Source organism: Natronorubrum aibiense, from assembly GCF_009392895.1.
GTDB lineage: Archaea > Halobacteriota > Halobacteria > Halobacteriales > Natrialbaceae > Natronorubrum > Natronorubrum aibiense.
Window position 1 is genome coordinate 1,973,742 of sequence record NZ_CP045488.1, and the last position, 26,042, is coordinate 1,999,783.

Consider the following 26,042-nt stretch of genomic DNA (forward strand, 5'->3'; position numbering starts at 1 on the left):
CAGTGCTTTCCACTGCAACGGTCGACCTCGTCTACTGGCCAGTTCGCTCGGCACTGGTGCTCGAGCCGCTCGGACCGTCTTCGTAAACAGAGTCTAAACCTTCTTCACCTGATGAAAATTTGACTATAGCCAAAGCGCGGTTAACGTCGTTGTAAGCCGATAATTCGAACAAAGCAAGCCGGACCTTTTTGCTATCTTCTCTGGAGAGTGACAGAGATAGATGGCCAGCGCCCACAGCAACCGGAATCGGGTCGTGGTGACTGCCTCCGGGCTGGTAAAGGAGATGCGCCCCTGGCAATGGTACAAACAGAGTATCTTGCTTTTGGGGCTCGTCTTCTCCGGCAGTCTGTTCGATCCGGCCGCCGTCACGAACGTCACCCTCGGCATCGTGGCCTTCTGTGCGATCGCGGGGACGACGTACATCGGGAACGACATCCTCGACGTCGAGGAAGACCGCAACCACCCACGAAAGAAACACCGCCCCATCGCCAGCGGACAGGTCCCGATCACCGTCGCGGTGGTGTTTGCAGCCGTATTGTTCGTCGGCGGTCTCTCCCTCTCGTGGTATCTCGGCCCGTTGTTTCTCCTCGTCGTGCTCACGTACCTCGCCCAGAACGCGCTCTACTCCGTCTTCCTCAAAGACCTCGTCATCGTCGACGTGATGGTCATCGCGATCGGGTTCGTCCTGCGGGCGATTGCAGGCGTCGTCGTCATCGACGTCTATTTGAGCCCCTGGCTCGTCGTCTGCACGTTCCTCGGGGCGTTGATGCTCGCACTCGGCAAGCGTCGCCACGAGATGGTCGTCAGCGACGATCCGGCCGCCTCGAGGGCCACCCTCGCTGAGTACACTGAGGAGATCCTCGATCAGTTGCTCATTGCCGTCCTCGCGGCGCTGGTCGTCTCTTACTCGCTCTATACGTTCTTCCGCGGTGGGCTGTGGATGATGGCGACGCTCCCGTTCGCGTTCTTCGCGACCTTCCGATACCACTATCTCACGCACACCGAATCGCTGGGCGGCGATCCGAAGTTCCTCTTCGGTGACCGACCGTTTTTCATCAATTTCGTTGTCTGGGGCCTCGTCGTCGTCGCTGTCCTTTATCAGGTTCCGCCCCGACTGCTCGAGGTGATCGTGTGACGCCCAACTCCCCGAGCCATCCATGACACGTCGATACGACCTGCAGGTCCATACGGACGCGTCGCCCTGCTCGAGTACCCCACCCGAGCGCGTCGTTGCCGCGGCGGTCGACGCCGGCCTCGACGGCATCGCCGTCACCGACCACGACACGCTCGCCAACGTCGACGCCGTTCGGGAGGCCTCCCCGAGTGACCTCGAGGTGATCGCTGCGGTCGAGGTAACGACGACCGAGGGCCACCTTCTGGCGCTCGACGTGACGGAGGTACCACCGCGGAACGATCCGCTGACGGTGATCGACCACGTCCACAAGCAGGGCGGGGTCGCCGTCCTCTCGCACCCCTTCGACACGCTGCGGCAGGTCTACGAGACGGACCTCGAGGCGCTCGCGGCGGCCGTCGACGGCGTCGAGGCAATCAACTCCCGCTGTGTCCGCCGCCGGTTCAACGAGCGCGCAGCGACGTTTGCGGCCACCCACGGGCTAGCGGCGACCGGTGGCAGCGACGCACACTTCCCGGTGGAGGTCGGCCGCGCGTACACCTGTGTCGAGGGGGACGGCTCGCTCACCGACGCCATCCGCGACGGGCGCGTCCGACCGGGCGGTCGCGGCCGGTACCTCTCGGGCCACGTCGCGACGAAACTCCACCAGTTTCGCACCGCCTCCGCTCGCGCCGTCTCGAACCTGTCGCTGGGGCGATCTCCGTGACGATGAACGTCAAAGCCGTCGTCGACCGGAGTCGGACGGTCATCCGCGACCACGGCGTCTGGCTGACGGCGCTGCTGACGGTCGTCGTCTTCGCCGGCCTCGCCGCCTACACGGGCCTCGAGGACGTGACGAGCGCTCTCGTCGCGCTAGAGTGGACGACGTTCGGCGCCGTCGTCGGCCTGACGACCGTCGGTTACGCCTTTCGCTTCGCCAAGTGGCACTACTATCTCCGGCGACTCGAGATCGACGTCCCCCTCGGTGCGAGCGCGATCACCTTCTTCAGCGGCCTGATGATGGTCGTCACGCCGGGCAAAGCCGGCGAGGTCTGGAAAGCGTGGTTCCTGCGCGACACGCGCGGCGTGCCCGCGAGCACGGTCACCTCCGTCGTCGGCGCCGAACGCGTGACGGACCTCATCGCACTCTGTGCGATGGCCGCACTCGGGCTGGTGCTCTACAGTCGCTCGTCGCTGCCCGTCGTCGCCGTCCTCGGGGCCATCGTCGTCGGCGTCGGCCTGCTGCAGTGGCGCGCGGCGTCGCTCGCCGTACTCGACCGACTCGAGTCGGTTCCGGTCGTCGGCGACTACGCGACCGAACTCGAGCAGTTCTACGAGAGCACGTACCGCCTGTTTCAGGTGCGTCCGCTGGCCATCTCGACGGTGTTCAGCCTCGCAGCGTGGGGGTTAGAGGGCGTCGCGCTCTGGATCGTACTCGAGGGGTTCGGCGTCGAGGCAAGCGTCGTGATCGGACTGTTCGTCTTCGGCCTCGGATCGGTTATCGGCGCGATCTCGATGCTGCCCGGCGGACTCGCCGCGGCGGAGGCGTCGATGGTCGGTGTGTTACTCACGTTCGGCTACCCCGAAGCCGTCGCGGCCGCGGCCACGATCGTGATCCGCGTCGGAACGCTGTGGTACGCCGCAGTGCTCGGGATGGTGGTGTTCCTCACGTACAAGACGACGCACTGAGGCGTCCGCGTTCAGCGATACGGTTTACTGTAGTCAATTACCGCCGATCACCGACCCGTTCTGGCGATCGGCGGTACATGGTTACAGCAATCCGTATGAGACAGTGGGTCGTCTCGAAGCGGCTTCGGCTCCGTTGGCTGTGCTGTGTGCCGCATCGGTCCCGTCCTAGTCCAGTATCCCTATATAAATTCCGTCGCAACCGGTTCGTATGCAGAACACTCGAGTGCTCGTGACCGGCGGTGCGGGATTCATTGGCTCGAACCTCGCAAACACGCTCGCTGCGGAAAACGAGGTTATCGCCGTCGATAACGGCTATCTCGGAACGGCCGCGAATCTCGACGACGACGTGACGTACGTCGAGGCGGACGTCCTCAAGGACGACCTACCGACCGACGTCGACGTCGTCTATCACCTCGCCGCGCTCTCGAGTCGCCAGATGCTCGAGGAGAACCCGCGTCAGGGTGCTCGCGTCAACGTCGAGGGCTTCGTCAACGTCGTCGAGCAGGCGATCGAGGACGGGTGTCGGACGGTCGTTTACGCGTCAACGTCGTCGATCTACGGCAGTCGGACGACCCCGTCGAGCGAAGACGATCCGACCAAGGCGGCGACGGGCTACGACGCGTCGATGCTCGGCAGGGAGCGCTACGCCGAGTACTACAACACCATGGAACCCGAGATGACCCTCGCCGGGATGCGATTCTTTTCGGTCTATCAGGGCTACGGCGGGGCCGAAGCGCACAAAGGCGAGTACGCGAACACGGTCTCACAGTTCGCCGAGAAGATCGCGAGCGGAGAGTCGCCCGTGCTGTGGGGCGACGGCACGCAGACGCGGGACTTCACGCACGTCGACGACATCATTCGCGGCCTCGAGATGGCCGCGGACCACGACCTCGAGGGCGTCTACAACCTCGGCACGGGCGAGCCGTATTCGTTCAACGAGACCGTCTCGCTGATCAACGAGACACTGGGGACGGCGGTCGAACCGACGTACGAGCCGATTCCGCTCGAGAACTACGTTCACGATACGTACGCGGACTGCTCGAAGTTCCGTGACGAAACGGGCTGGGAGCCCCGAATCGACTTCGAAGAGGGTGTCAAACGTGTCTGCGAGCCGTATCTCTCCGTTACGAACTGAGCTACGAGGCCCACACCCACACAGCACCCTCCTTCTCGCGGCGGGCGACGATCAACTCGTGAACGGCGACTGAGCGCAGCTATCGTAGCCACCGAACATCACTGCACACCTGATCGCACGACGGCTGTGCGATTCGTGTGGAACTACTATAGTAGCCACTGGAAGTCAGTGCATACCCGATCGCACGACAGCTGTGCGATCGGTGTGTAAACCGTTCCAGTTGTTACTATATCTACTGCCGCTCGAGTCGACAGCCCTCCCAACGAACGTATCAGTTTCGGTGATTGCCCCCGCACGTATATCCGTGCTCGCGGCGAAACACGGACAACAGTGGAACCCCTCAGTTCGAGACGAGGGGATCGATACCGATCCCACCGCAGATCGTCTCTTCGACGTGGTCGACCAGTGCTCGATCAGCACAGCGGACACCAAAACGGGACGCTGACGCACACGCTGTCGGTAATAGCGAGCGCGACAGCGTCGTGCGTTACGTCCGGCCCGTACTCGACCGCGGGTCGACGAACGCGTATGGCTCGCGCTGCCGAACGCGGCCAGCGAACCGAGATCGACGGGACTGCCAGATCGCAATGAGTAATTCCAAACCCTTCGGACCGGAGCCAGCACAGATTCTGTTAGTCGAGGACAACCCGGGTGACGTCCGACTGACCAAAGAAGCGTTCAAACAGGGCCGCATCGAGAACGATCTCTACGTCGTTTCCGACGGGAACGAGGCACTCGAGTTCCTCTACCAGCGCGGCGAGTACGCCGACGCGCCGCGGCCCGACCTCATCTTGCTCGATCTCAACTTGCCCCGAAAAGACGGGGAGGACGTCTTAGAAGAACTCAAAGAACACTCCGAGCTCCGCTCGATTCCGGTGATCGTCCTGACGAGTTCCAATGCCGAAGAGGACGTCGTCAGATCCTACGAACTGCACGCAAACGCCTATCTCACGAAGCCAGTCGATCCGGACGAGTTTATCGAAACCGTCCGTGCGTTCGAGAAGTTCTGGTTCACCGTGGTCCGACTCCCGCCGGAGGATGACCACAAATGAGCGAAACGAATACCCACTCCGAATCGGATGCCGACGCCGACACTCTGGAAATCCTCCTGATCGAGGACAACCCCGGCGATGCACGCTTGATTCAGGAGATGCTCCAGGGGACCGAAGAACTCGCCCAACGGATCAGTTCCGATGAATCGGCGGGCCGAACTCCCGAAATCACCAACGAGACGTACCTTGAGGACGGCCTCGAGATGCTCGAGGAGACGAACGTCGACGTCGTGTTACTCGACCTGAACCTTCCCGACAGCGAGGGACTCAGTACGCTCGAGACGGTGCACGCCGAAAGCGACGAGACTCCGATCGTCGTCTTAACCGGCGTCCGCGACCAGCAAGTCGGCGTGCAAGCCATCCAGCGCGGTGCACAGGACTTCCTCGTGAAAGACGAGGTGACGAGCGAGTTGCTCGTGCGAACGATTCACCACGCGATCGAGCGGGCCCGTCAGGAACGCGAACGTCGCCGTCAACGCGAGCAACTGGAAGCGCTGAATCGTCTCAACCGAATCGTCCATGCGATTACCCACGCGGTGATCACGACGGAGACGCGGGCGGACTTAGAACAGCGCGTCTGTGAGCGCCTCGCCGCGTCCGACGCCTACCGATTCGCGTGGATCGGCGAGGTCAACCCGGGGAGCGATCGAATCGTGCCGAAGGCCGCGGCCGGCGTCGAAGAGGGGTACCTCGACGACGTCGAAATCAGTATCGCTGAAGACGACGAAAGCGGGCAAGGACCGGCCGGAATGGCGCTCCGGACCGGAAAAGTACAGATGATGAACGACGCGCAGATGGACCTGGAGTTCGAGCCGTGGCGTGAAGCGGCGCTCGAGCGCGGCTACAAATCCTCCGTTGCGATCCCGATCGTTTACGAAGACCTCGTCTACGGCGTGTTGAACGTCTACTCGTCGTCGCCGCGTGCGTTCGAAGGCGCCGAGACCACGATTCTCGCCCGAATCGGCGACGTCATCGCCCACGCGATCACGGCGATCGAGCGGAAAGATGCCCTCGTCAGCGACGCCGTCATCGAACTCGAGTTCCGCGTCGATTCGATGGCCGAGCCGTTGGTCGACCTCTCGACGGCCGAATCGTGTACGATCGAACTCGAGCAACTCATCCGTGGCGACGAGGCGTTGCTCGCCTACGGCTCGGCCGAGGGCGTCGATCAGGAGACGTTTCGTGATGCGATCGACGACACCGAGGGATTCACCGAGGTTCGGTTTCTCACCGTCAGACGCAACGAGTTCGAGTTTGAGCTCGTCGCACCGACTGCAGTCTCGCTATTCGAGACGATCGCGACCCACGGTGGCCGGGTGCGGTCCGCGACGATCGACGACGGCGAGTTCCGCTTCGTCGTCGAACTCCCACGGGGCCGGGACACCCGCCAGATGATCGAACTCATTAAAGAACAGCGCGACGACGTCAGCTACCTCGCCCAACGAACCAGCGAGCGCAGCGAGCGTGACGAGTCGGGATCGTCCTCGGTCCTCGAGGAAGAACTCACCGATAAACAGCGTGCAGCCCTCGAGACGGCGTACTTCGCGGGCTACTTCGACTGGCCTCGCGAGAGTACCGGCGAGGAGATCGCCGACCGACTCGGTATCGCGCCGGCGACGTTCAACCAGCATCTCCGAACGGCCGAACGGAAGTTCTTCGATTCGGTGTTCAGCGAGTGAGCAGCCTCGGGGACCGTCACTGTCGGATCGATCTTGAATCCTGTTGGAACCGGCTCGAATGTGCGATCGAGACGTATTTTCTGGTACGATCGTCGAATTAATTCGACAACAGTACCAAACGTGATTTACAACGTCCCGCCGTCCGATGATGTATGGCGAACGTACCCACGCCGGCGTACAGACGACGAGCCCTCCTGAGTTCGATCGGAGTCGGTGCAGCAGTCGGCCTCGCCGGCTGCCTCGGCGACACCGATCCGGACGATGGCGACGACGAGACCGACGAAACGGACGAGAACGGGAATGCCGACACCGACGACACTGAGGACACCGACGACCTCGAACTCGAGGCCGCTGACTTCCCTGCCGACCGGGAGTGTGCGGTGTGTAGTATGATCGCCACCGACCACCCGGACTGGAACGCACAGGCGGCCCACGCCGACGGCCACCGGGAGTACTTCTGCTCGTCGGGCTGTTTGGCCGCCTACTACGCTGCACCCGAGCACTTCAACGGCCCCGACAGCGAGATCGAGGGCGTCTGGGTGACCGAGTACGAGACGGGTGAGTTGATCGACGGGACGACAGCATCGTTCGTGCGCGTGACCGATCCGGACCACGTCGACGACGTCATGATGCGAAATCCGACGCCGTTTGCCGACCGTGCGGACGCCGAAGCGTTCGTCGACGAGTTCGACGCCTACGACGAGGACGACATCATCACCCTCGAGGACTTCGACATGGCGCTTGCGGAACTGTACCGAGGACAGTTCTTCGAGGACGACGGTGGCGAGCACAATCGCCACCTGCACGCCGTTTAGTCCGACCTGTGACGAGTGATCGGTGCCTGATCTGAAACCTCGAGGCCCACAGTTCGATGATACCGTTTCACCGCGAGCCGTTCAGTGTCCATCTGCTCGAGACGGGAGGAACACACGACGTGACTGTCTGTCTCTTGACGTTCGGTGACTGGCTGGCCCCGTCTCTGGCACCGGTCCTCGTCGGGGTGATCGTCCTCGCCGTGTTGGGAACGATGGTGCTCTTCGCTATTGGCCTCGCCGGCTACCTGCAGCGACAGACGACGCAGTACCTCGTGTTGACGATTGCCCTCGGTGCGCTCGTGGCCCGGTCGATCGTCGGAATGGGGACCGTGCTGGGACTCGTGCCGATGACTTCCCATCACCTCATCGAACACAGCTCCGACGTGTTCATCGCGGCGGTGTTGCTCTCGTTGCTCTACTGGTCCCGACCGACCGGGACGGAGACTGAGCGAGCCTCGAGTGAGGGTCACGACCGGTAACCGACTGTGAACCGCCACGGTCACGGTGGCCCGTGGCTTCCCGTGGATTAATCGGACACACCCGCGACACCATCGGCGTGGTGACCTCTGGCGGTGTCGTGGGTCACGGTCGGCTGGTTCACACAACCCGATGCCTGCCGTCGCAGCTTGCGCACATCGGGAAGCGTCTTGAGAGCAGGCACATTCCTCTCTAGTTTCGCCAATCCCTTCTTGGCGATGTTGATAGCCGCGTTCCGGTCAGCGTGGTCTTGCCGCCCACAATCCACGCACTTGAATCGCTTCTTGTTCCGGTTTGCACGAGTTGTCTGCTCACACTCGGTGAGTGAACATGCCTGACTCGTGTATTCCGGGTTGATTTCGTCGGACGGAACCCCTTGGAACGCGGCTTTGTACGTGATGAACTCTCGAAGTTTGCGGAACGGAAGTGAGTGGAGGCGACGGTTCATCCGGGTGCCATAATCAATCGAGTCCCGCATCTCTTTGAGGTCTTCAAAGACGATGACGGGCTTCTCGAACTGAGACACCCACTCCACGACTTGTCGAGAGACTTTGTGGAGTTGGTCGTGGACGAACCGTTCTTCTTGTTGCTCGAACGCCCGGTCGAACGACGACTTCCCGTTGTTTTGTATCCGCTTTCGCATCGTGAAATACCGATGGCGTTCCTCCTTGATTTCAGGGAAGTCGATGACCACCGAATCAACGATGTCGTCCTCATGGAGGGCAGCGAGCCCAACGCAGTCCTCGTTAATATCCACACCTACCACCATTCGTGAATCCTCTTTGTCTTGGAGATCGGCCTCCGTGTGGGTGATGTTGATGTGGAGTTCGTAATTCCCGTTTCGCCTCATTGCTTCTGCCGTTCCGACACGCCACGCATCGGATTGGATGGCGTGGCGGAGTTGTTCGAGGGCGTCGAGTGAACCGCAAAGAGTGCCTTTCACCGGGTTGTACGGCTTCGCGCTGATACGGTAACGGATACAGTCGTCTTCGAGGAACAGGTTGTACCCTTCCTCGTAGTTTGACCGGAGCGGGTACGCGCTGTCTTTGGTGTGGCTGGGTTGGTTGTAGTCGTCGTACTCGTAATAGTTTTCCATCGCTTCGAGCGACTTCTGTACGACGAGTTGGGCGGTGTTGTTCACGAGGTTGGCGTCAGACTCCACGTCTTTCCGAATCTCATCCCAGTCATCACCGTTCTTTGCTCGGCGGATGGTTTCGTTGTACACGCAGCGGGCTTCGAGGAAGGCGTCGTCCAGAAGTTGCTGACCGGACTCGTCTGGTTGGAGTTGGAAGACGAGTGTTTTGGTCAGCGACTTCTGCATATCCTAATCGTGGTACTGCGGTCTTGTAAAGGTATGGAAGAAGGGTGACAGGTTGGCCGAGTGTCGGGGTACTCGCCCTCGTTTCTCTAGTATAGACGATCGCACCAGACGCTACTTGGGGACCTGCTCCATACCGTCCACTAATGACCCGACGGAGCGTTTCTGGGGGCGAAGCCACAGTTGCTTCGACCGGCACTGTGGCTGTCCGGCGCAACTGGGTGGGACCGAAACACTGGGCGTCGTGGTGTCGAGTCGACCGATCGGCGACCGATCGAACCGATCCGACGCGATCGCCACCGACTGCACGTCGCCTCGCGTTCGACCGATGATCGCCCCAGGATCGATCTCGCTGCTCGAGCCCGTTCTCTTACAGCAGTGTTACGACCCCTCGCTCGATCCGGCGGTGAAAGAGCAGGTCGGGCTGGTCGTGTTCGGGCTGATCGGGCTGCTCGGCGGCGCCCACTGTCTCGGAATGTGTGGCCCGCTCGTGACGACGTACTCGGACCGACTGCGGGCACAAGACGAGCAGACGAGACGAAACGAGGTGTCACTCGGCATGGTTCGCCAGCACGCGCTGTTCAACCTCGGACGTGCGGGGAGCTACGCCGTCCTCGGCGCGCTCTTCGGGTTCGCCGGCTCGCTCGTCTTCATCACGCCACGAGCGGTGACGGCGGTCGCTACCGACGTCCACGCGATCGCCGGTATCGTCGTCGGCACGGTGATCATCGCGATGGGCGTCCACTATCTGTTCGGCCGCGGTTTACTCGGCGGGTCGGTCAGTATTCCGTTTCTCGAACCCGTACTCAACCGCGTCCACGGGTGGCTGATCACCCACGTCGACTCGTGGGTCGGCGACACCAGAATCGCCGGACTCGGCGCAGCCCACGGGCTGTTACCCTGTCCGCTGCTGTATCCGGCGTTTCTGTACGCGTTCGTGCAAGGTTCCGCAACCGGCGGCTTTCTCGCGCTGGCCGCACTCGGGCTCGGGACCGTGCCGTCGCTGTTCATCTATGGCACCCTCTTCCAGTCGCTCAGCGTCGAAACCAGAGTCAAACTCCACCGCGTCCTCGGGGTCGCCTTCCTCGCGCTCGGCTACATCCCGCTCCAACACGGTCTCGCAACGCTCGGCGTCTTCCTGCCCGCGATCCCACTTCCGCACTACCAGCCGCTGTAGGTACGCCGACTCGAGCGATGGTCAGGGGAGTCGCGCACTCCGGTAGATCCTCGCGATATCCGTATCGACCTCCGAGAGCGTGATGATGTCGTCTTCCTCGAGGTCGTCGTACGTCTCGACGTACTCGAGTGCGGTCGATCGGTCGTCGTACGGGCGCGGATCGAGTCGCATCGGATCGTCGGCTCGTTGCTCGTTGCGTTCTAAGACGTAGACGGCCTCGTAGCCGTCGATGAGTCGCTGCATCTCGAACTCGGTCACCCAGACGCCGACGATGTCGGCCTCGGAGCCGCCGAAGTGGGTCGGTTCGGTGTAGTACGCGAACAGACAGCCGGGGCTACAACACATCATCCCGACGCCGTCTTCGTGGGCGACCTGCCCGTTCCGTTCGGGGTAATCGGTCACGGTCATCGAACAGACGCCACACATCTGATCGTCCGAGAACTCCTTTGGCTCGTCGACCGGGTGCTCGACGGTGAAATCGAAGCCGCCGTCCGGATCGGCGACGTTCGGGTTCTCGCCGTTATCGCCGGAACAGCCCGCGAGAACACCTGCGACACCGGTTCCAAGCGCCGCGAGCAGCCGCCGGCGACTCCGTCCGTCGGTGGTCGGTTCCATCAGGTATCGCCCCCGTTACGATCCAAGGCTGTCTATCAACTCCCTCGTCACCGACTCGTGATCGAACCGCTCGCCACCGTACTCCTCGGTGAACGAGTCGGCGTCCTCGGCCGACGTAAAGCCGATAAGCGACTCGCCCATCGCGCCGAAGACGTCGCTATCGACGACGAACTCGAGGTCCGTTGCCGAGGCGTTGGCCTCGGCCTCGAGGTGGGCGCTGATGAACTCGATACCCTGATCCTCGATGATCTCCCAGTCGACCGCCGAGTAGTCGGTCAGGTACAAGACGATCGGTTCGTGGCCGGCCTCGAGTTGTTCGAAGTAGTATTCGTAGGCACAGGCGCTGCTACAGTAGTGGACGACGCCATCCTCGGCACCGCGAAGGCTCTCGTCCTCATAGAACGCGTGGCCGACTGGACCGGGATGGTTCTCGATCACCATGTTACAGACCGCACAGTCGTGGTCGCTGTCGATCGAAATCGGGTCGGGGACATCGCTTTCGTCGTCGCCGCTCCCGAAACAGCCGGCGACGACGACAGTACCCGCGACACCGGCCGCTTGGAGGAACCGGCGACGGGGGGCGTCGGTCGTTTCGCTCGCCCAGCGGTCAGGCCGTTTCATGCCCGTGGATTTGAACGCCGTCGCATTAGCGAATCTGGTACGATTGCCGTATCGAACCCCGTCAAATGCTTCGATAACCGAACCAGATCCCCTATTGTTCGCTGTCGCCCACGAACGGGTATGGCCGAGCCCACGCGGTATCTGTTGCTCTCATTGGCACTCGGCGTGTTGCTGGTCGGCGGTGTCGGGCTGTTCGTCGTCGACACCGGGTCGACGTCCCCTGATCCCGTTCTGTTCGAGGATACGGTCAAGATGGGCGTCACCCTCGAGAACGACCCCGACGCTGGCGACGCGGTCGAGATCCCGAAAGCGCAGGTGTTCTACTCCCAGTACGAGTACGTCGTCGGCTATCAGGGCCTCGAGCGGTTCGTCGACGACCGCCAGCAACCGGGCCATCAGGAGCGCTTCGGGTATCCGATCGCCGTCCACGTCTCCGATTTCAGCGGTACGGATATCGAACTGACAGAAGACGGATACCCGACTACTGATGGACGAGTCGGCTGGACCGATGCCGAATCGGCCGCGTTCGTCGTCGGCAGCGATGCTGCGACGCCCGCTGGCGAAACCGTAATGCCGTTTTCCGAGCGCGACGACGCCGAGGCGTTCGCGTCGACCCACGGCGGCGAGGTTCGAACGTGGGAGCAACTCCTCGAGTCGAACTTCGAGATCGACGACGCCGGGGCCGTCCGTGATCGCGTCGACGATCGCCATGCCCGCGCCGACGGACAGGTTGAGGCCTCGAGGGAACTGGTCGACCGTCCCGCGGAGATCACCGTCGGTGAGGACGCAGACACGATTCAGGACGCCGTCGATGCCGCGCCGGCGAACACGACGGTCGTCGTTCCCGAGGGTGCCTACGAGGAACACGTCGAGATCGACCGCCCGATCACGCTCGCCGGCGAGGGGAACGCGACGATTCAGGGTGACGGGACCGGAACGGTCATCTCCGTCAGCGCCGATCGGGCCGCCGTCACGGATCTCCACATAACTGGCGTCGGTAATTCGACTCGTCCGGACGACGGCGAGACGACCACAGAAGGCAGCGAGGGCGTCCTCGAGATGGCCTACGGACAGGGTGACGCCGGCGTCGAGGTCGACGGCGCGAACGAAACGCTGATCGAGAACGTGGTGATCGAGACGCCAGCCAACGGGGTCTTGCTTCGGGACAGTCCCGGGGCCATCGTTCGAAACGTCGCCGTCTACGGCAGCGACCACTGGAGTGACGGCTATATGGGTGTCATGACGATGCGCTCACCCGACGGCGTCGTCGAAGACTCACGGTTCGTCGACGGCCGGGACGGTATCTACACCCATCGATCGCACGACCTCGTCTACCGGAACAACACGCTCGAGCGAAACCGCATCGGCGTCCACCTGATGTACACCTCGAACGTGTTGATCGCCGACAACCGGATCAGAAACGCGGGCTCGACCGGAATCGACGTCATGACCAACCCCGAACACAACGCCATCGTCGGCAACGAGATCAAGCACACATCTCAGGGCCTCCTGATGGCTGGGTCGCGATCGTACGTCGCGGACAATCTCATCACCGATACGGACGTCGGAGTCGCGGCCGGCGCGGGCAACTCGATCTACGAGGACAACGTCATCGCCGGGAACGTCGACGGCATGCAGGCGAATCACCTCCTGCCGACTAACCAGGTCGTCGGCAACGACTTCGTCGGCAACTACCGCCACGCGACCGCTCGAGTGGGTGTCCTCCGTATCTGGACGGAAGACGGCGCGGGCAACTACTGGCACGGCGCAGTCGGGCAGAGCGACGGGACGGTCCTGGATCGGTCGTACTCGCCGACCGACCCCGTCGACGAACGGCTCCACCGCGTCGGCGGGACGCCCACGCTCGCTCAGGCACCCGCATCTAACGCCCTCGCCGCGCTGGAAGGCTCCGTCTCCGGGATGCGAACGCAGAGTATCGTCGACACGGCGCCGCTCTGTGAGCCGTCGAACCCCGAGTTGCTCGAGCGAACCGAGTGGGAGGCGCCCGAGCGCGAGTGTGGCGAATCGGCCGCAGAATAAGCGGGTGTCGCGGGATCAGGCCCCGCGCGGTTCGGCTGTCGACGGGCTCTCCTTCTCGAGCGAGCGGTTCGCGGCGGCGATGACGCCCATCGAGATGCCGGTCGTCAGCAGGCTGATGCCGACGAGCAGTCCGATCGCCCACGCCGCACTGGCCGGAAAGCCGGCCCAGAGCAGTCCGGCGATGACCAGCGACAGGACGCCGCTGACGGCGATCGCTGCGCGGCCGGATCGGTCGGCCATTCGAGTCGCCATCCACAGCTCCGCGACGCCGTCGACGAGCAGGTAGCCAACGAGCAAGATCGTCAGGCTCGCAAGTCCAACGACGGGGTTGACGAGCAAGAGGAGCCCGGCAACGACCGATACGATGGCCAACGTAAGCTGCCAGAGCGATCCGCTCCACCCGCGGACGGTGAACGCGTGGGCCGCGTGGACGATCCCGCCGAGCACGAGGAGCGCACCGAGGCCGATCGTAATCGAGACGCCCGTCGCGAACGGGAACGCGATCGCGAAGAGGCCGATCAGTCCAACGGCGCCACCGGCGAGCGCAAGCGTCTGCCAGCCGTGTTTGCGGGGGTACTCATCGGTTGGGCTGTTTTCGGTTGTAACTGAACTCATTATTTGTCACCATTCATAGAAACGACGTATGAGTATATAATAAAATTCTGTGAATTGACAGTAATTCAGGACAGGCGATCAGTTACTGGATGAGACCAACCCGGCGGGAGGGCCACTCGAAAGTGCTGTTGCCGAGCGCCGTTTTCGCGAGTGACTCGTGCAACCTGACGTCGGCGTTGATCGTGCGAGTGTCACGCTCGACGAATGCGTTCACCCGAACCAGCGACGCGCTCGCCCGACGAGATTTTTTGCCAGTACTCGTCCCGCAAACGACATCGTGCGCCGCTGGTCCCGATAGTAGAACTCACCCAGTTGCTCATCAGGTACGGTCCGTGGCTCGAACGTCGGATCGCGCACGTTCGTGATTCCGTCGGTCAACAGCGTGATTTGCAGCGCCACGAGTCGATCGAAGACGTCCCAGAGCGTCTCACACCCCTCGAGCGAGACGTCGTCGTACGCGACGATTTCGCCGCCGTCGATCGACTCATCTAACCGCTGTAACGTCGCGCCGGCGCGGTCCCGTCCGTCGTGGAAGATGGCCGGCGGGCCCATACCACGATACGTTCGGATATCTGCAGGATGGAAACTCAGGACGCCGTACTCGGGGGCGGTCAGAACCGCCCCGCGAACGAGACCGAACCCGAATCGGATCACGACATCGCAGTGTTCCTCGAGTCGGTCGACGACATCGGCCGGGAGTTCGCTCCAGCCGTTTTCTGTCCGCGGGACACACGGAACGTACTCGGCATCGGCGAGACAGTCGACGGTGTCGACCGTGTGTCGGTGCCAGAGTCGCTGGTCGTCGCCGAGCAACCGACCGAGATTGCGTTCAGCGAGAACGAGTGCCCACGCTCGTTCGCGTCGAACGACGTCGACGAACTGGATCGCCTCGTCGAGACCGGGCCGCGTTTTCGTGTTCCAGGACTCGGCCTCGGACTCCGTGTCGGCCGCGTTGTGTACGACCTGTGTCACGGTGACGTCGGTCTCGTCTTGTAACCGTTCGATGGCTCGCACCTGCCATCCGTACAGAAACGGTTCGGTCAGCACGCCGACCGTCGCTGGCTCGACCTCGGACATACCCACACGGATACGACTTCACCCTTTAGTTACCGCCAGCATTCAGCGTGAATATCAATCAAAATCAATACGCTACAGGCCGCCTACAGCAGATATTGCGACGAAACGAGTCGGTCCGTCAGATATACCCGCTCTCGGGATATTCGTCATTCGAGACACCCGTGACCGAGGACATCGACGAAACCCGAACGCACCGCGAATGTGAGTACTGTGGCGAATCCGTCCCGGCAGCGATCTACCGCGAACACCTGCTCAAAGCCTGTCCGGGCGAGTGAGACTCTTTCAGCGACGGCAACTCGCTCTGTCGTCACTTCTCTTCGACGTGGCGGATCTCACAGGCGATGCCGCGTGTACTCTCGGCCATCTCGCGGCCGAACATCTCCGCGCGGCCGACGGCGAAAGCGTTCGGGCCCTCGACGACGACTTCGTCGCCGACGCGGATCTCCTCGTCGGCGTCGACGACACCCGGTGCGAGCACGCTGCCGTGGGGAACGAAGCCGTCGATCTCGACGCGTTTGGTCGGCGCGTCGCTGTCGACCCACCGTTTCGCCCCTTCGAGGGTAAACGAAAGCGTCCCGTACTGGGGCACCATCGTCGCGAGCTGGGTGTCCTCGTTGTCGCGAACCTGGATTTTCGGGTAGCGACTCGTCGTCTGAATGTCGGTAAAGAGGTCGTCGCCCGCGCTGTCGCCGAGCAGGTAGTCCGCGATGGCACGGACGGTGTTGTGCTCGCGTTCGCGTTTCGAGTATTTCAACTCGCCCGACAGTGCCGACGAGAGGTTCGCGAGCGACTCGTCGTCGGTCGGGTGGCCGCCCTCGGGGACGGTGTAGGTAATCTCGAGGTCCAGTGCCTTCTCGACGCGGGAAACGATATCGCGGTAGCCCTCGTCGGGAACGTGGGCGATGATTTCCGGGTACTCGTTGCGCTCGAGGTAGCGCTCTAACACCGCGCTCACGAACTCCTTCTCGTCGTCGGACCAGCGGCCCGTGACGACGGTGTCGTAGTGTTGGGCCGGGTAGGTCGTCTCGAGTTCCTGTGGGACGACGCCGATCGGACTCGTCATCGAGACCAGATGGCCGCGCCACTGGACGGCGTCGTGGAACTGGCGGTGGCTCTGGGACTCGCTGTAGGGTTTCGTCGCCGAGCAGGGGACCAACACGAGCGGGTTCGAAAACCGGTTGCGATAGCGGGTCGTCACGCGGTCGGCGAAGCGCTGAATCTCGACGCGGCGGAGCGTGTCCTCGGTCGCCGCCGAAATCTGGGCGTCCCGGAGGATCGGCGTTCGCTCCTCGAGATACCCCCACTGGGAGTCGAGTTCGCGCATGGCGGCGGTGAGCCACTGGTCGTGGCGGGCCTGTCCCTCGATGTAATCGCGGAGGCGACCGTCTCGGATGCGCCGGCGGACAATGGCGAGTTCGGCAGCGAGGACGTTTCGGTTGTGTTCGGCGCAGTCCTCGCGGGAAAACTCCTTGCGGGGCTGCTGGCAGGCCGGACACGAGCAGGGGAGTTCCTCGAGGTCCTCGAGGAAGTAGGCCTCGTCGGTCGTCAGATACCGGCCTTCCATCCCCTTCACGACGGCTGCGGTCTCGTCGAACAGGTCGACGCCGGCGTAGGCAAGCACGGCGACGTTGCGTGGCGTGGCGACGCCGGAAAACAGCAGCGCGGTATCAGCGGGAATCGCCTTGCGGGTGTTGACGACGGCCTCGACGAGTGCTGCGCCGTGGCCCGTGATCGACTGCACGTCGGAGACGGCGTAGGCGTCCGTGCCGTGGTCTGTGGCATGTTCGCTCGAGACGACGGCGACGCTCGGGTAGTCGACGTCGGGGTAGTCGACGGCGAACGACTCTTGAACCTCCGGGGCCGTGCCGCCGGGAAACGCCCGGTGGGGGAGGACGGTCAGCGTCGCGTTGTCGCTCTCGGGAACGTCCCGGTCGGCGCTCCACAGGGAGCCCGCATCCTCGAGGATGTCGTCGACGAGTGCGGGGGTCGTCAGGGGCGACTCGAGGCGGAGCTCGCCCACGCGCGCGGCCCCGTCGCGAGCGTGCACTTCGAAGTAGTCGGTCATACCCGATATGACCGGGGAGCGCGAAAGAGACTGTCGATAGCGAGCGAGCGCGCGTTGGCGCTGTCGACGGCTTCGAGAGCTAAACCAGACCGCATACGACACCCGCGACCCGAGTGGGCGTATGCTCGAGATGTCGCGGGACGGGTGGCTGGCCGTCGCCCTCGCCGTCGTGCTCTTGGGGTCCGTCGGGCTCTTTGCGGTCGACGTCGGGACGTCCACGCCGGATCCGGTCGAGTTCGACGACACGGTGCAGGTCGGCCTCTCGCTCGAGGAGCAGTTCGCACTCGAAAACGACGTCAAACTCCCACGGGCGCAGGTGTTTTACTCCAAGTACTCCTACGTCGTCGGTTATCAGGGCGTCGAACGGTTCGTCGACGAACGCGCACAGCCGACCCACACCGACCGCTTTGGCTATCCACTCGCAGTGTACGTGACGGACTACAGCGCCGTCGATGTCGAACTGCGCGAGGACGGCTATCCGGTCGCCGACGAGAACCCGCCGTGGATCGACGCGGAGTCGGCCTGGTTCGTCGCCGGCAGCGACGCCCGCTCGCCGGCCGGCGAGACGGTCGTCGCCTTTTCCGACCGGGACGATGCCGAGGCGTTCGCGTCGGCCCACGGCGGCGAGGTGCTCGCCTGGAACGACGTCCTCGAGTCGGAGTTCGACATCGACGACGCCGAGGTCGTCCGCGATCGACTCGACGACCGGCTGGCTGAGGCCGACGAGACGAGCACACAGGCCGATACGCTCCGTGATCGTCCCGTCTCGGTCGTCGTCGGCGAGGACGCGGACACGATTCAGGCGGCCGTCGACGCCGCGCCGGCAAACACGACCGTCGCCGTCCCGGCGGGACGCTACGACGAACGGGTCGAAATCGACAAACCGATCACGCTCGCCGGCGAGGGCGATGCGACGATCGCTGGTCCCGGCTGGGGGTCCGTCGTGACTGTGACGGCAAACCGGACTGCGGTCACCGGATTCGAAATCACCGGCGTCGGTGACGAAACAGCCGGAACCGATGTCGTTCCGGATCACGGCCCGGAAGAGCGGTCGGGCCGAGGTGAGGGCTGGGACGAGGAACTGACCGAACACTACGCCGGCGGGGATGCCGGCGTCGCCATCTCCGGCGGAGCCGAGGGGCTCGTCGCCGACGTCTCCATCCGGACACCCTCGAACGGCGTCTTACTCTACGAGAGTCCGGACACGGTCGTCCGGAACGTCACCGTCGACGGCGCGGAAATCTCACGCGAGGGTCGGGCGGGTGTGAACGCGATCTACTCGGCGGCGGTCATCGAAGACTCGACGATCCGCAACGGCCGTGATGGGGTCTATACCCACGAGTCGGCGGATATCGTCATCCGGAACAACACCGTCGTCGGCAATCGCCTGGGCGTTCACCTGATGCACACCTCCGATGCGGTGATCGTCGGCAACGAGTTCCGCGAACAGGACGCCACTGGGATCTACGTCATGACCGGTCCCGAACGGATCGCCATCGTCGATAACACGGTCCGAGACACCGACACGGGAATTATTCCCGACAGCGACGACTCGTATATCGCCTCGAACGTCGTCGAAGGGACACAGGTCGGGATCAAACAGAACACGGCATCGTCAGTGATCGAAGGAAACGTCGTCGCCGGCAACGACGTGGGCGTCGAGGAACGGTCGGTTCTGCCGACGAATCGGATCGTCCGCAACGATTTCGTCGGCAACCGGGACCACGTCACCGCAGCCAACGGCCCGCTTCGCATCTGGAGTGACGACGGTGCCGGCAACTACTGGCAGGGAGCGACAGCGCTGTCTACCATCGGAGAACGGCCGTCGTCGTACTCGCCGACCGATTCCGTCCACGAACGCTTGCACCTGACCGACGGCACCGCGATGCTCGCACGCGCGCCAGCACTCGAGGCCATCTCCGGCTTCGAGGGCATGGTTCCCGGCTTGCGAACCGATGCCGTGATCGATTCAGCGCCGACCTGTGAGCCGAACAACCCGACCCTGCTCGAGCGAACGGCGTGGGCCGATCAGGCCTGGACCTGCGAGCAGGCAACGGGGTAGGGAACGTTCTGCGGTGGGAGTCAGGCGCGACCGAGGAACGTCGCGCTCGCGGAGGTGTGGCCGCGGTTGAACGAGAGGATCTTGATCTCGATCACATCGCCGACCTCGAGTCCGGCGGGGATGTCTTCGACAAAGACGACGAAGCCTTCGACTTTGCAGACGGCCTGTCGTTCACCGGAGTGGTGTTCGGTGAACTCGTGGACAGCGACCTGTCTGACGTCGCCGAGGTCAACTGGCGGCTCCCGTTCCTGTGCGTCCTTGTGGCGTTCGTACGACGCCTGCTGTGCCGCCGATCGATCGCCTCCTCGAAGCCGCCCGAGAAGCCACACGGCGAAAATTACGATGACGACCAGCCCGAGAAGCACCGACGTTACCCCAAGCATATGCGAACCAGACGCCGCCCACGTCTTTGGTGTTCTGATGTTGCCGTGGTCCGATCGGTGATCCCGACGCCTCGAGTGACTCCTCGTTCGATCGGTGCTCGGCGGTGACCGTTTTTGTACTCCTGTTGTTCTGTGTTCCAGAGATACCCCGCTGAATGGATTAGAATTCTAAATATTCGAATAGTAGTGGACTATAAGGCAGATTTCGCCGCTACGCTTATATGCATCCATCCGTTGGAATACGACGTGACTGACTCTCTCATCGGTTCGACTGACGGCGCAGTAAGCATGGCCATCGTGAGTGCTGTTGCGTCCAAGCGGGACGCCGTCCCGACAGAACTACCGCCGCTGTACGAGTGGATCGACCCCGACGCACTCGACGCGCTTTTCGAGCCGACACAATCCAGCGGCCCCCGTCACGGACACCTCGAGTTCACGTACGACAGCCACGAGATCTGCGTCGAGTGTGACGACGGCCTCGTAATCACGGTTGACGGGACACCGGTCGTCGAACGGAGTTGCCTCACGAACGCCGAGTCGGCCAGCGTCTAAGCCGCTCTGAAACGGCACTGCCGATGTGAGTCCGCTCGTTTTTATATCAGTGCGAGTGTCGAGATGCCCGCCGACTGGACTCGCGCTCAGTTCGTCGCGTCGACGACGGTCTCGAGATCCGAACTAATCCGATCGACGTCCGGATCCTCACCCCGGTAACTCCGCTCGACGTAGCCGTCGGGATTGACGAGAAACGTCACCGTAATGTGGGTAAACTCCGCCATCGGCCCCTCACCGTCCTTTCTGAAGATGATCCCCAACTCGTCGTTGACGACCGACTGGGCTTCGTCGACGTCCTCCGGCCGGAGATAGTGCCAGTTGCCCGCCTCGAGGTCGACGTTGACCATGTCGGCGTGATCCCGAAGTTCGTCGGGGGTATCTCGCTCCGGATCGAACGTGATCGCCAGAAATCGGACCGAATTGCCGATCCCGCGCTCGAGGCTCTGGGCCTGCACCGACGACATGGCGTGCATCAGTGGGATACATTCGGCCGGGCAGGTCGCATAGAAGGCCGTGCAGACGAAACACTCGCCGTCGATCGTCGTGGTGTCGACGACAGTCTCCGCGAGCGGGTCTCGGAGTTCGATCTCCGGGAACGCCCGTCCGTAGGTCGGATACGCGAAATCCTCGCCGTGTTCGAGGTCGTTTTCTGGCGGTTCGAGGACGGTGTGTTCGGCTGCGTCGTCACCGCCGATTCGGCCGGTCAGACAGCCAGCGACGAGTGCGGTGCTCAGTGCCCCTCCAGTAGCGAGAACGTCTCGGCGATGCATCGGTCCAACGTAGGAACGTCTCGGTGAAGTAGCGTCTGGTGCAACCGTCGAAGAGCGGCGCTTCCCATCCTCAGTGCCGATCTCGTTTCGGACACGTGTTTTTCGTTTCGTGAATCGGACCAGATCTGGTTTACTACGGGACTGCTAAATCGCGATATGGACGAACCGACAGCGACACTCGGTACGGATCGACAGACGACTCGCCGAGCCGTCTTGGGCGGCGTCGGGGCTGTCTGTCTCGGCGCGATCGCCGGTTGTCTCGGCGAGGACGAAGCGAGCGGCCCCGAGCCGATCAGTATCGACGACGATCACAGCTGCGATCAGTGTACGATGGTCGTCGGCAACAACCCCGGGCCGGCCGGACAGGCCCACTACGAGGACCCGACGGAAGTCCTCGACGAGGACCGTCCCGCTCAGTTCTGTAGCTCGCTGTGTGCGTACACCTTTACGTTCGACAACGAATCGACCGCCGAAGCCGAGGCTATCCATCTGACGGACTACTCCACGGTCGACTACGAGGTCGACTCGAGCGATGACTCCCAGACGATCAGCCGCCACCTCGAGGCCGAGGCCTTCGCGAACGTTTCGGGGCTCACCCTCGTCGCGGATAGCGAGGTCGAGGGGGCCATGGGCTCGTCGATTATCCCCTTCAGCGACGCCGACGAGGCCGACTCGTTTCAGGAGGAGTACGGCGGCGAGATCTACGAACACGACGACATCACCCAGGAGTTCGTCATGTCGCTGATGTAGTCGCGCTGGTGTCCGACTCGAACGGTGACTTGTACTCTGTTTTTCGTTTCCGACCGAGCACACACGTCGCACTGTCGTCTCAGATGGACCGCTGTATGTCACTGCTGGCGTAATCGCGACCGTGCTGCGGTTGTGCTGGTAAATCGGTACCAAAATCCGTATTAGGGTCTGTTAGTAGCAACGAGAGAGTGATGTCTCACGAATCGCTTGTCCTCGAGAGACTCCACTAGTCGATAGCTGCACCGCCTCGTTTTTGAACGGCGGTCGACTTGCGGCACCCACAGGTCACTGTATACGTCGAGCGCAGTGCAAAACTTGGAAACTGTAGGAACCGGCCGATCACGTCGAAACGCTCGCGCACAGTGCTTCGAAGTAAACGAGTCGGTTACCGACCGATCGCCCACGTCGCGATACCGAGCGAGGCCGCGAGCCAGACGACGAGGCCGACGATGCTCGCGATCGGTGAGGCGACCGCCGGCCCGGTTCCTGCCGCGACGACGACGACGCTCTCGAAGACGAGCCCGCGATAGGCGCTGAGCGGACTGATCGCGAGCGACTGGATGAGCGCCGAGTCGCCGATCAGGCCGATCGAGAAGCCATAGACCAACAGCAAGTCGAGGCCGATCACCAGTCCGACCAGGGCGACGACCGAGAGCGCAAGCGCACTCCGGGTGCCGCTGACGACCGCCGAGATCGCGATTGCAACGGCGAGGATCGTCAGCGCGAACAGCAGTGTCAAGACGATGAACCGACCGAACAGGATCGGTGAGTCGGCACCGGAGTGTGTCGCGTAGATCGAGAGTCCCTCATCTTCGAACAACACGACCATCGCCGCGACGACCACGAGCGGCACGATGATCGTCGTCAGCAGGCCGATCGCTCTCCCGGCGTAGACGCCCAGTACGATCTCGCGGTCGGAGACGGGGTACGTCTCGAGGACGTCGAGTTCACCCCGCTGTTCGTCGCCGAGGATCGCCCGGTAGCCAAAGGCGATGGCGATGACTGGCACGAGCAACTCGAGTGGTGTGAGTAGATCGACGACCGTCGGGACGTAGCCAGCCTGGACGCTACCACCGACCCAGGAGATTCCCAGCAAGACGGCGGCGAGCGCGACGGCGAGCACGAAGAACATTCGCGTCCGCGCGATCGTCCGGAGTTCACGCCCCACGATCGTCTTGAAGAGCTGTCTCGAGCCGGGTGCAGTCGGATGGGCGTGCTCGGTTCCGGTGTCACCGTCTGTGACGGCCGTTCCGGTGCCGGTCGATTGGACGTCACCACTCATGCGCGCTCACCCTGAACGCTGACAGTCGCGAGATCGCCGCCGACGGCGGTCTCGTAGACCGAGCGCAGTGAGTCGACCCCCAGTTTAGACTGGAGTGTGTCGATCGATCCCTGCTCGACGATCTGGCCGTCCGAGAGGACCAACACGGTGTCTGCGATCCGCTCGACGAGTTCCAGATAGTGTGAACTCAACAGGACCGCGATCCCGTCGTCGGCTAACTCGGCCGCGATGTCGAAGACGTGCATGCTCATCCCCGGATCCAGTCCGCTACCGGGTTCGTCGAGGATAACGACGGGTGGATCGCCGACCGTCGCCTGTGCGATGCCGAGCAGTCGCGTCATCCCGCCGGAAAGCGCTTCGACGGGTCGATCGGCCGCGTCGGCGAGGCCGACGCGCTCGAGGTACCCCATCGCATCGGACTCGCCCGCGCCGACGAGTGACGTGTAAAACTGCAGCGTCTCGATGACGGTGAATCCGGGCCGGAACGACGGATGTTGTGGCAGATAGCCGATCCGTCGTGCGGTGTCGGGACCGTGGTACGTGAACTCGCCCGCCGTCGGCTCGTGGAGGCCGGCGAGCCCACGGATAAACGTCGTCTTGCCGGAGCCGTTCGGGCCGATGAGTGCCGTAACGGTTCCGCTCTCGATGGTCGCTGAAACGTCGTGGAGGACGGAAACTGCCCCGTAGTCGTGATCGATGCCGGTCGCTTCGAGTATCGCTGTGTCGTCAGTCATGGCTCGTCGGATGTCGTTTCGTAGCAGGTCCAGGCGCGGTCTGCCCACGCCGTTCGCTCGAGCAGGGCCGGGTTGTTCGGTTCGCAGGTCGGTTCCTGGTCGACGATACTACCGGTTCGCATCCCGGGCACCGAGCCCTCGAGGCCGGAGAGGGCCCTGAGTGCTGGTGCGCGGGAGAGTGTCTGGGCGCCGTCGGTCAGGTGGAGTCGTTTGTCGACGGAATCGGTCGGCGAGTACGAGCGGTCGGCGTGGCCGTCGGCGGCGACGGTGGCGGCACCTTGCCAGTAGTTGCCTGCTCCCTCGTGGCTCCAGATGCGAAGCGGTCCCGAGGTCGCGGTGGCGTGCTCGTCGTTGCCGACGAAATCGTTGCCGACGACGCGGTTCGTCGGCAGCATAGCGGAGACGTCTACGCCGACGTCGTTGCCGGCGAAGACGTTCCCCTCGTAGATGCTGCCGGTCGCATCGTTTTGCAGTCCGAGTCCCGACTCGTCGACGAGATTGTCGGCGACGTACGTGTTGCTCCCGCCGACGCTGATGCCGAGTGCCGACGCCGTGATCGTGTTGCCGACGACCGCGTTTCGCTCGGGCCCGGTCATGATGTAGATGCCGGCGCTGTGTTGGTTTCGAAGATTGTTGTCCGTGATGAGAGTGTCGTCCGTATGCATCAGATGGATCCCCAGCCGGTGGCCATCGAACTCGTTCGATCGGAGGACCGTAGTGGGAGACCGGTAGAGATAGATCCCGTTCTGACCGCCGGTGTACGCCGAGTCTTCGACGACGCTCGGCGACTGGAACAGCAACATTCCGGCGAGGCCATCGGTTGGGTCGTCGGGGCCGTCGACGGTGACATTCTGGAAAACCGCATCGGTGCTATCGTAGGCGATGACACCGCTCGCGGGCGTCTCGATACGGACGTCTTCGACGAGCAGCTCATCGGCGGTGTAGGCCGCGATCCCGGCGTCCGTACCGGCGTAGTACTGCGTGAACGTCGCATCCCACTCCTCGTCGTCGATGTCGACGGGCAGTTCCTCGCCCTCTCTCGTGACGTTCCCGACGCCGGTGAGCTCGAGGTTCTCGAGAGCAACTCGCTCCGACGTCACCGTGACGACCGTGCCGTTGCTATCGCCGCGAAGTGTCACGTCACCCTCACCGACGAGGGAGATCGGGCGATCGATCTCGATCGTCTCCGCGTACGTTCCCTCGGGAACCACGACCGTCGTGTTCGCCGGCGCGGCGTCGACGGCCGCCTGAACGGTCTCCGTGTCCTCGCCAACGACGACCGACGTCGGCCGGTCCTCGTACGACGACGTGGCGTCGACGCGGTCGTCCGCCAGCTGTCGGTGGTCATCGACGCGGTCGCGGGCCACCGTTGCATCGTCACGATCGAACGACAGCTCGAGGACCGACTCCCAGTCCTGGACGGTGCCGTTGTGCGCCTCGGCGAACGTGGTCGCGTCGTTGCGGTCGGTAAACGGAACCACAGTCTCGCCAGCCGGGGAGCGTGCGTCGCTGTCGACGACGAACCACGCCGAGTTGGCGTCGGTCCACGTCGGTTGTCGGTCAGTGGTTGGATAGCCGTCGTCCGTCAACTCGATCCCGGTGTCGCTGTAGTCCGTGACGTACACTACAAGTGGATGGCCGAATCGCTGCTCGTGTTCCGCCTGTCGTTGGGTCTCGACGAACGTCTCGACGCCGTGGTAGCCGACGACGTACTGATACTGGGAGTAAAACACCTGCGTCTGCGGCAGGTCGACGTCGTCGTCGAGGCCGCGCTCGTCCTCGAGCGTCAGCCCGACGGGGACCGTATCGTCGAACGCGACGGGATCGGGTGTCGTCGATCCTGCATCGACGACGAACAGTCCGACACCGCCGAGCGCACCGAGCAGGAGCACTCCCAGAAAGATTTTCGTCGCAGACAGATCGAGCACGCTCGAGCGTTAGTACCTGCACGGAATATACAGTTTGGTTCACATCTCGAACGGTGAGACTGCCGGCCGGCCGTGCGCTCGCTTTCACGTCGGCA

The 26,042-nt window shown here is 63.1% G+C and carries 24 protein-coding genes; 13 read left to right on the forward strand and 11 right to left on the reverse strand.

Translation table 11 applies throughout. The annotated features are described in order from the left end of the window. Positions 1–220: 220 nt before the first annotated feature. The 8 genes from GCU68_RS09670 to GCU68_RS09705 all read left to right on the forward strand — a co-directional run bounded on the left by GCU68_RS09670 (position 221) and on the right by GCU68_RS09705 (position 7,960). The gene (locus GCU68_RS09670; protein WP_152941102.1) at positions 221–1,135 is read left to right on the forward strand and encodes a decaprenyl-phosphate phosphoribosyltransferase; all 915 of its coding nucleotides are present in this window, start codon (positions 221–223) and stop codon (positions 1,133–1,135) included. Between the two features lie 22 nt (positions 1,136–1,157). Continuing rightward, the gene (locus GCU68_RS09675; RefSeq protein ID WP_152941104.1) at positions 1,158–1,838 is read left to right on the forward strand and encodes a PHP domain-containing protein; all 681 of its coding nucleotides are present in this window, start codon (positions 1,158–1,160) and stop codon (positions 1,836–1,838) included. Between the two features lie 2 nt (positions 1,839–1,840). Next, a complete protein-coding gene (locus tag GCU68_RS09680) occupies positions 1,841–2,800 on the forward strand; it encodes a lysylphosphatidylglycerol synthase transmembrane domain-containing protein (RefSeq protein ID WP_152943689.1) in 960 nt (319 codons plus the stop codon). A 208-nt stretch (positions 2,801–3,008) separates the two neighbouring features. Then, positions 3,009–3,935 carry an NAD-dependent epimerase/dehydratase family protein gene (locus GCU68_RS09685; RefSeq protein ID WP_152941105.1) on the forward strand — a complete coding sequence of 309 codons (927 nt, stop codon included), beginning with the start codon at positions 3,009–3,011 and terminating at the stop codon, positions 3,933–3,935. Positions 3,936–4,522: 587 nt separating this feature from the next. Further along, positions 4,523–4,987, forward strand: a complete 465-nt coding sequence (locus tag GCU68_RS09690; RefSeq protein ID WP_152941107.1) for a response regulator — start codon at positions 4,523–4,525, stop codon at positions 4,985–4,987. After that, entirely contained in the window at positions 4,984–6,666 is a 1,683-nt protein-coding gene (locus tag GCU68_RS09695) for a bacterio-opsin activator domain-containing protein (RefSeq protein WP_152941109.1), read from the forward strand. The genes GCU68_RS09690 and GCU68_RS09695 overlap by 4 nt, the downstream gene beginning before the upstream one ends. A gap of 152 nt (positions 6,667–6,818) precedes the next feature. Beyond that, on the forward strand, positions 6,819–7,481 hold the full coding sequence (locus GCU68_RS09700; protein WP_152941111.1) for a nitrous oxide reductase accessory protein NosL: 663 nt from the start codon (positions 6,819–6,821) through the stop codon (positions 7,479–7,481). 56 nt (positions 7,482–7,537) lie between these two features. Next, on the forward strand, positions 7,538–7,960 hold the full coding sequence (locus GCU68_RS09705) for a DUF7471 family protein (RefSeq protein WP_227014817.1): 423 nt from the start codon (positions 7,538–7,540) through the stop codon (positions 7,958–7,960). Between the two features lie 47 nt (positions 7,961–8,007). Here the strand turns inward: GCU68_RS09705 and GCU68_RS09710 are convergent, their stop codons facing one another. After that, positions 8,008–9,279, reverse strand: a complete 1,272-nt coding sequence (locus GCU68_RS09710; protein ID WP_152941113.1) for an RNA-guided endonuclease InsQ/TnpB family protein — start codon at positions 9,277–9,279, stop codon at positions 8,008–8,010. 325 nt (positions 9,280–9,604) lie between these two features. Between GCU68_RS09710 and GCU68_RS09715 the strand changes: the two genes are divergently transcribed. Continuing rightward, complete coding sequence (locus tag GCU68_RS09715) at positions 9,605–10,453, forward strand: sulfite exporter TauE/SafE family protein (RefSeq protein ID WP_152941115.1); 849 nt, start codon at positions 9,605–9,607, stop codon at positions 10,451–10,453. 21 nt (positions 10,454–10,474) lie between these two features. Here the strand turns inward: GCU68_RS09715 and GCU68_RS09720 are convergent, their stop codons facing one another. Both GCU68_RS09720 and GCU68_RS09725 read right to left on the reverse strand, forming a co-directional pair. Next, a complete protein-coding gene (locus GCU68_RS09720) occupies positions 10,475–11,068 on the reverse strand; it encodes a nitrous oxide reductase accessory protein NosL (RefSeq protein WP_152941117.1) in 594 nt (197 codons plus the stop codon). 15 nt (positions 11,069–11,083) lie between these two features. Continuing rightward, the gene (locus GCU68_RS09725; RefSeq protein ID WP_152941119.1) at positions 11,084–11,689 is read right to left on the reverse strand and encodes a nitrous oxide reductase accessory protein NosL; all 606 of its coding nucleotides are present in this window, start codon (positions 11,687–11,689) and stop codon (positions 11,084–11,086) included. 120 nt (positions 11,690–11,809) lie between these two features. On the opposite strand from GCU68_RS09725, the gene GCU68_RS09730 reads away from it, so the two are divergent. Further along, complete coding sequence (locus GCU68_RS09730; protein WP_152941121.1) at positions 11,810–13,729, forward strand: NosD domain-containing protein; 1,920 nt, start codon at positions 11,810–11,812, stop codon at positions 13,727–13,729. Positions 13,730–13,744: 15 nt separating this feature from the next. Here GCU68_RS09730 and GCU68_RS09735 read toward each other — a convergent pair whose 3' ends face one another. The 3 genes from GCU68_RS09735 to arcS all read right to left on the reverse strand — a co-directional run bounded on the left by GCU68_RS09735 (position 13,745) and on the right by arcS (position 17,486). Continuing rightward, the gene (locus GCU68_RS09735; RefSeq protein ID WP_152941123.1) at positions 13,745–14,344 is read right to left on the reverse strand and encodes an HdeD family acid-resistance protein; all 600 of its coding nucleotides are present in this window, start codon (positions 14,342–14,344) and stop codon (positions 13,745–13,747) included. A gap of 210 nt (positions 14,345–14,554) precedes the next feature. Continuing rightward, positions 14,555–15,421, reverse strand: coding sequence for a formyltransferase family protein (locus GCU68_RS09740; RefSeq protein WP_152941125.1), 867 nt, complete (start codon positions 15,419–15,421; stop codon positions 14,555–14,557). Between the two features lie 307 nt (positions 15,422–15,728). Further along, positions 15,729–17,486: an archaeosine synthase subunit alpha gene (gene arcS / locus GCU68_RS09745; RefSeq protein WP_152941127.1), complete on the reverse strand. Its 1,758-nt coding sequence runs from the start codon at positions 17,484–17,486 to the stop codon at positions 15,729–15,731. A gap of 121 nt (positions 17,487–17,607) precedes the next feature. On the opposite strand from arcS, the gene GCU68_RS09750 reads away from it, so the two are divergent. After that, positions 17,608–19,548, forward strand: a complete 1,941-nt coding sequence (locus tag GCU68_RS09750) for a NosD domain-containing protein (protein ID WP_152941129.1) — start codon at positions 17,608–17,610, stop codon at positions 19,546–19,548. 20 nt (positions 19,549–19,568) lie between these two features. Here GCU68_RS09750 and GCU68_RS09755 read toward each other — a convergent pair whose 3' ends face one another. After that, on the reverse strand, positions 19,569–19,931 hold the full coding sequence (locus GCU68_RS09755; protein WP_152941131.1) for a TRAM domain-containing protein: 363 nt from the start codon (positions 19,929–19,931) through the stop codon (positions 19,569–19,571). A gap of 246 nt (positions 19,932–20,177) precedes the next feature. Here GCU68_RS09755 and GCU68_RS09760 point away from each other — a divergent pair, with 246 nt between their 5' ends. Beyond that, positions 20,178–20,483, forward strand: a complete 306-nt coding sequence (locus GCU68_RS09760) for a HalOD1 output domain-containing protein (protein ID WP_152941133.1) — start codon at positions 20,178–20,180, stop codon at positions 20,481–20,483. Positions 20,484–20,569: 86 nt separating this feature from the next. Here GCU68_RS09760 and GCU68_RS09765 read toward each other — a convergent pair whose 3' ends face one another. Beyond that, the gene (locus GCU68_RS09765; protein WP_152941135.1) at positions 20,570–21,253 is read right to left on the reverse strand and encodes an SCO family protein; all 684 of its coding nucleotides are present in this window, start codon (positions 21,251–21,253) and stop codon (positions 20,570–20,572) included. A 156-nt stretch (positions 21,254–21,409) separates the two neighbouring features. Between GCU68_RS09765 and GCU68_RS09770 the strand changes: the two genes are divergently transcribed. Further along, positions 21,410–22,003 (forward strand): nitrous oxide reductase accessory protein NosL, encoded by a 594-nt coding sequence (locus GCU68_RS09770; protein ID WP_152941137.1) that lies wholly within the window; start codon positions 21,410–21,412, stop codon positions 22,001–22,003. Between the two features lie 385 nt (positions 22,004–22,388). On the opposite strand, the gene GCU68_RS09775 is transcribed toward GCU68_RS09770, so the two are convergent. Genes GCU68_RS09775 through GCU68_RS09785 form a run of 3 tightly spaced genes read right to left on the reverse strand, consistent with a single transcriptional unit; the run spans position 22,389 to position 25,947 of the window. Beyond that, positions 22,389–23,285, reverse strand: a complete 897-nt coding sequence (locus tag GCU68_RS09775) for an ABC transporter permease (RefSeq protein ID WP_152941139.1) — start codon at positions 23,283–23,285, stop codon at positions 22,389–22,391. Beyond that, complete coding sequence (locus tag GCU68_RS09780; protein ID WP_152941141.1) at positions 23,282–24,019, reverse strand: ABC transporter ATP-binding protein; 738 nt, start codon at positions 24,017–24,019, stop codon at positions 23,282–23,284. Before GCU68_RS09780 ends, GCU68_RS09775 begins: the two co-directional genes overlap by 4 nt. Next, on the reverse strand, positions 24,016–25,947 hold the full coding sequence (locus GCU68_RS09785) for a NosD domain-containing protein (RefSeq protein ID WP_193565047.1): 1,932 nt from the start codon (positions 25,945–25,947) through the stop codon (positions 24,016–24,018). The genes GCU68_RS09780 and GCU68_RS09785 overlap by 4 nt, the downstream gene beginning before the upstream one ends. Positions 25,948–26,042 lie beyond the last annotated feature (95 nt).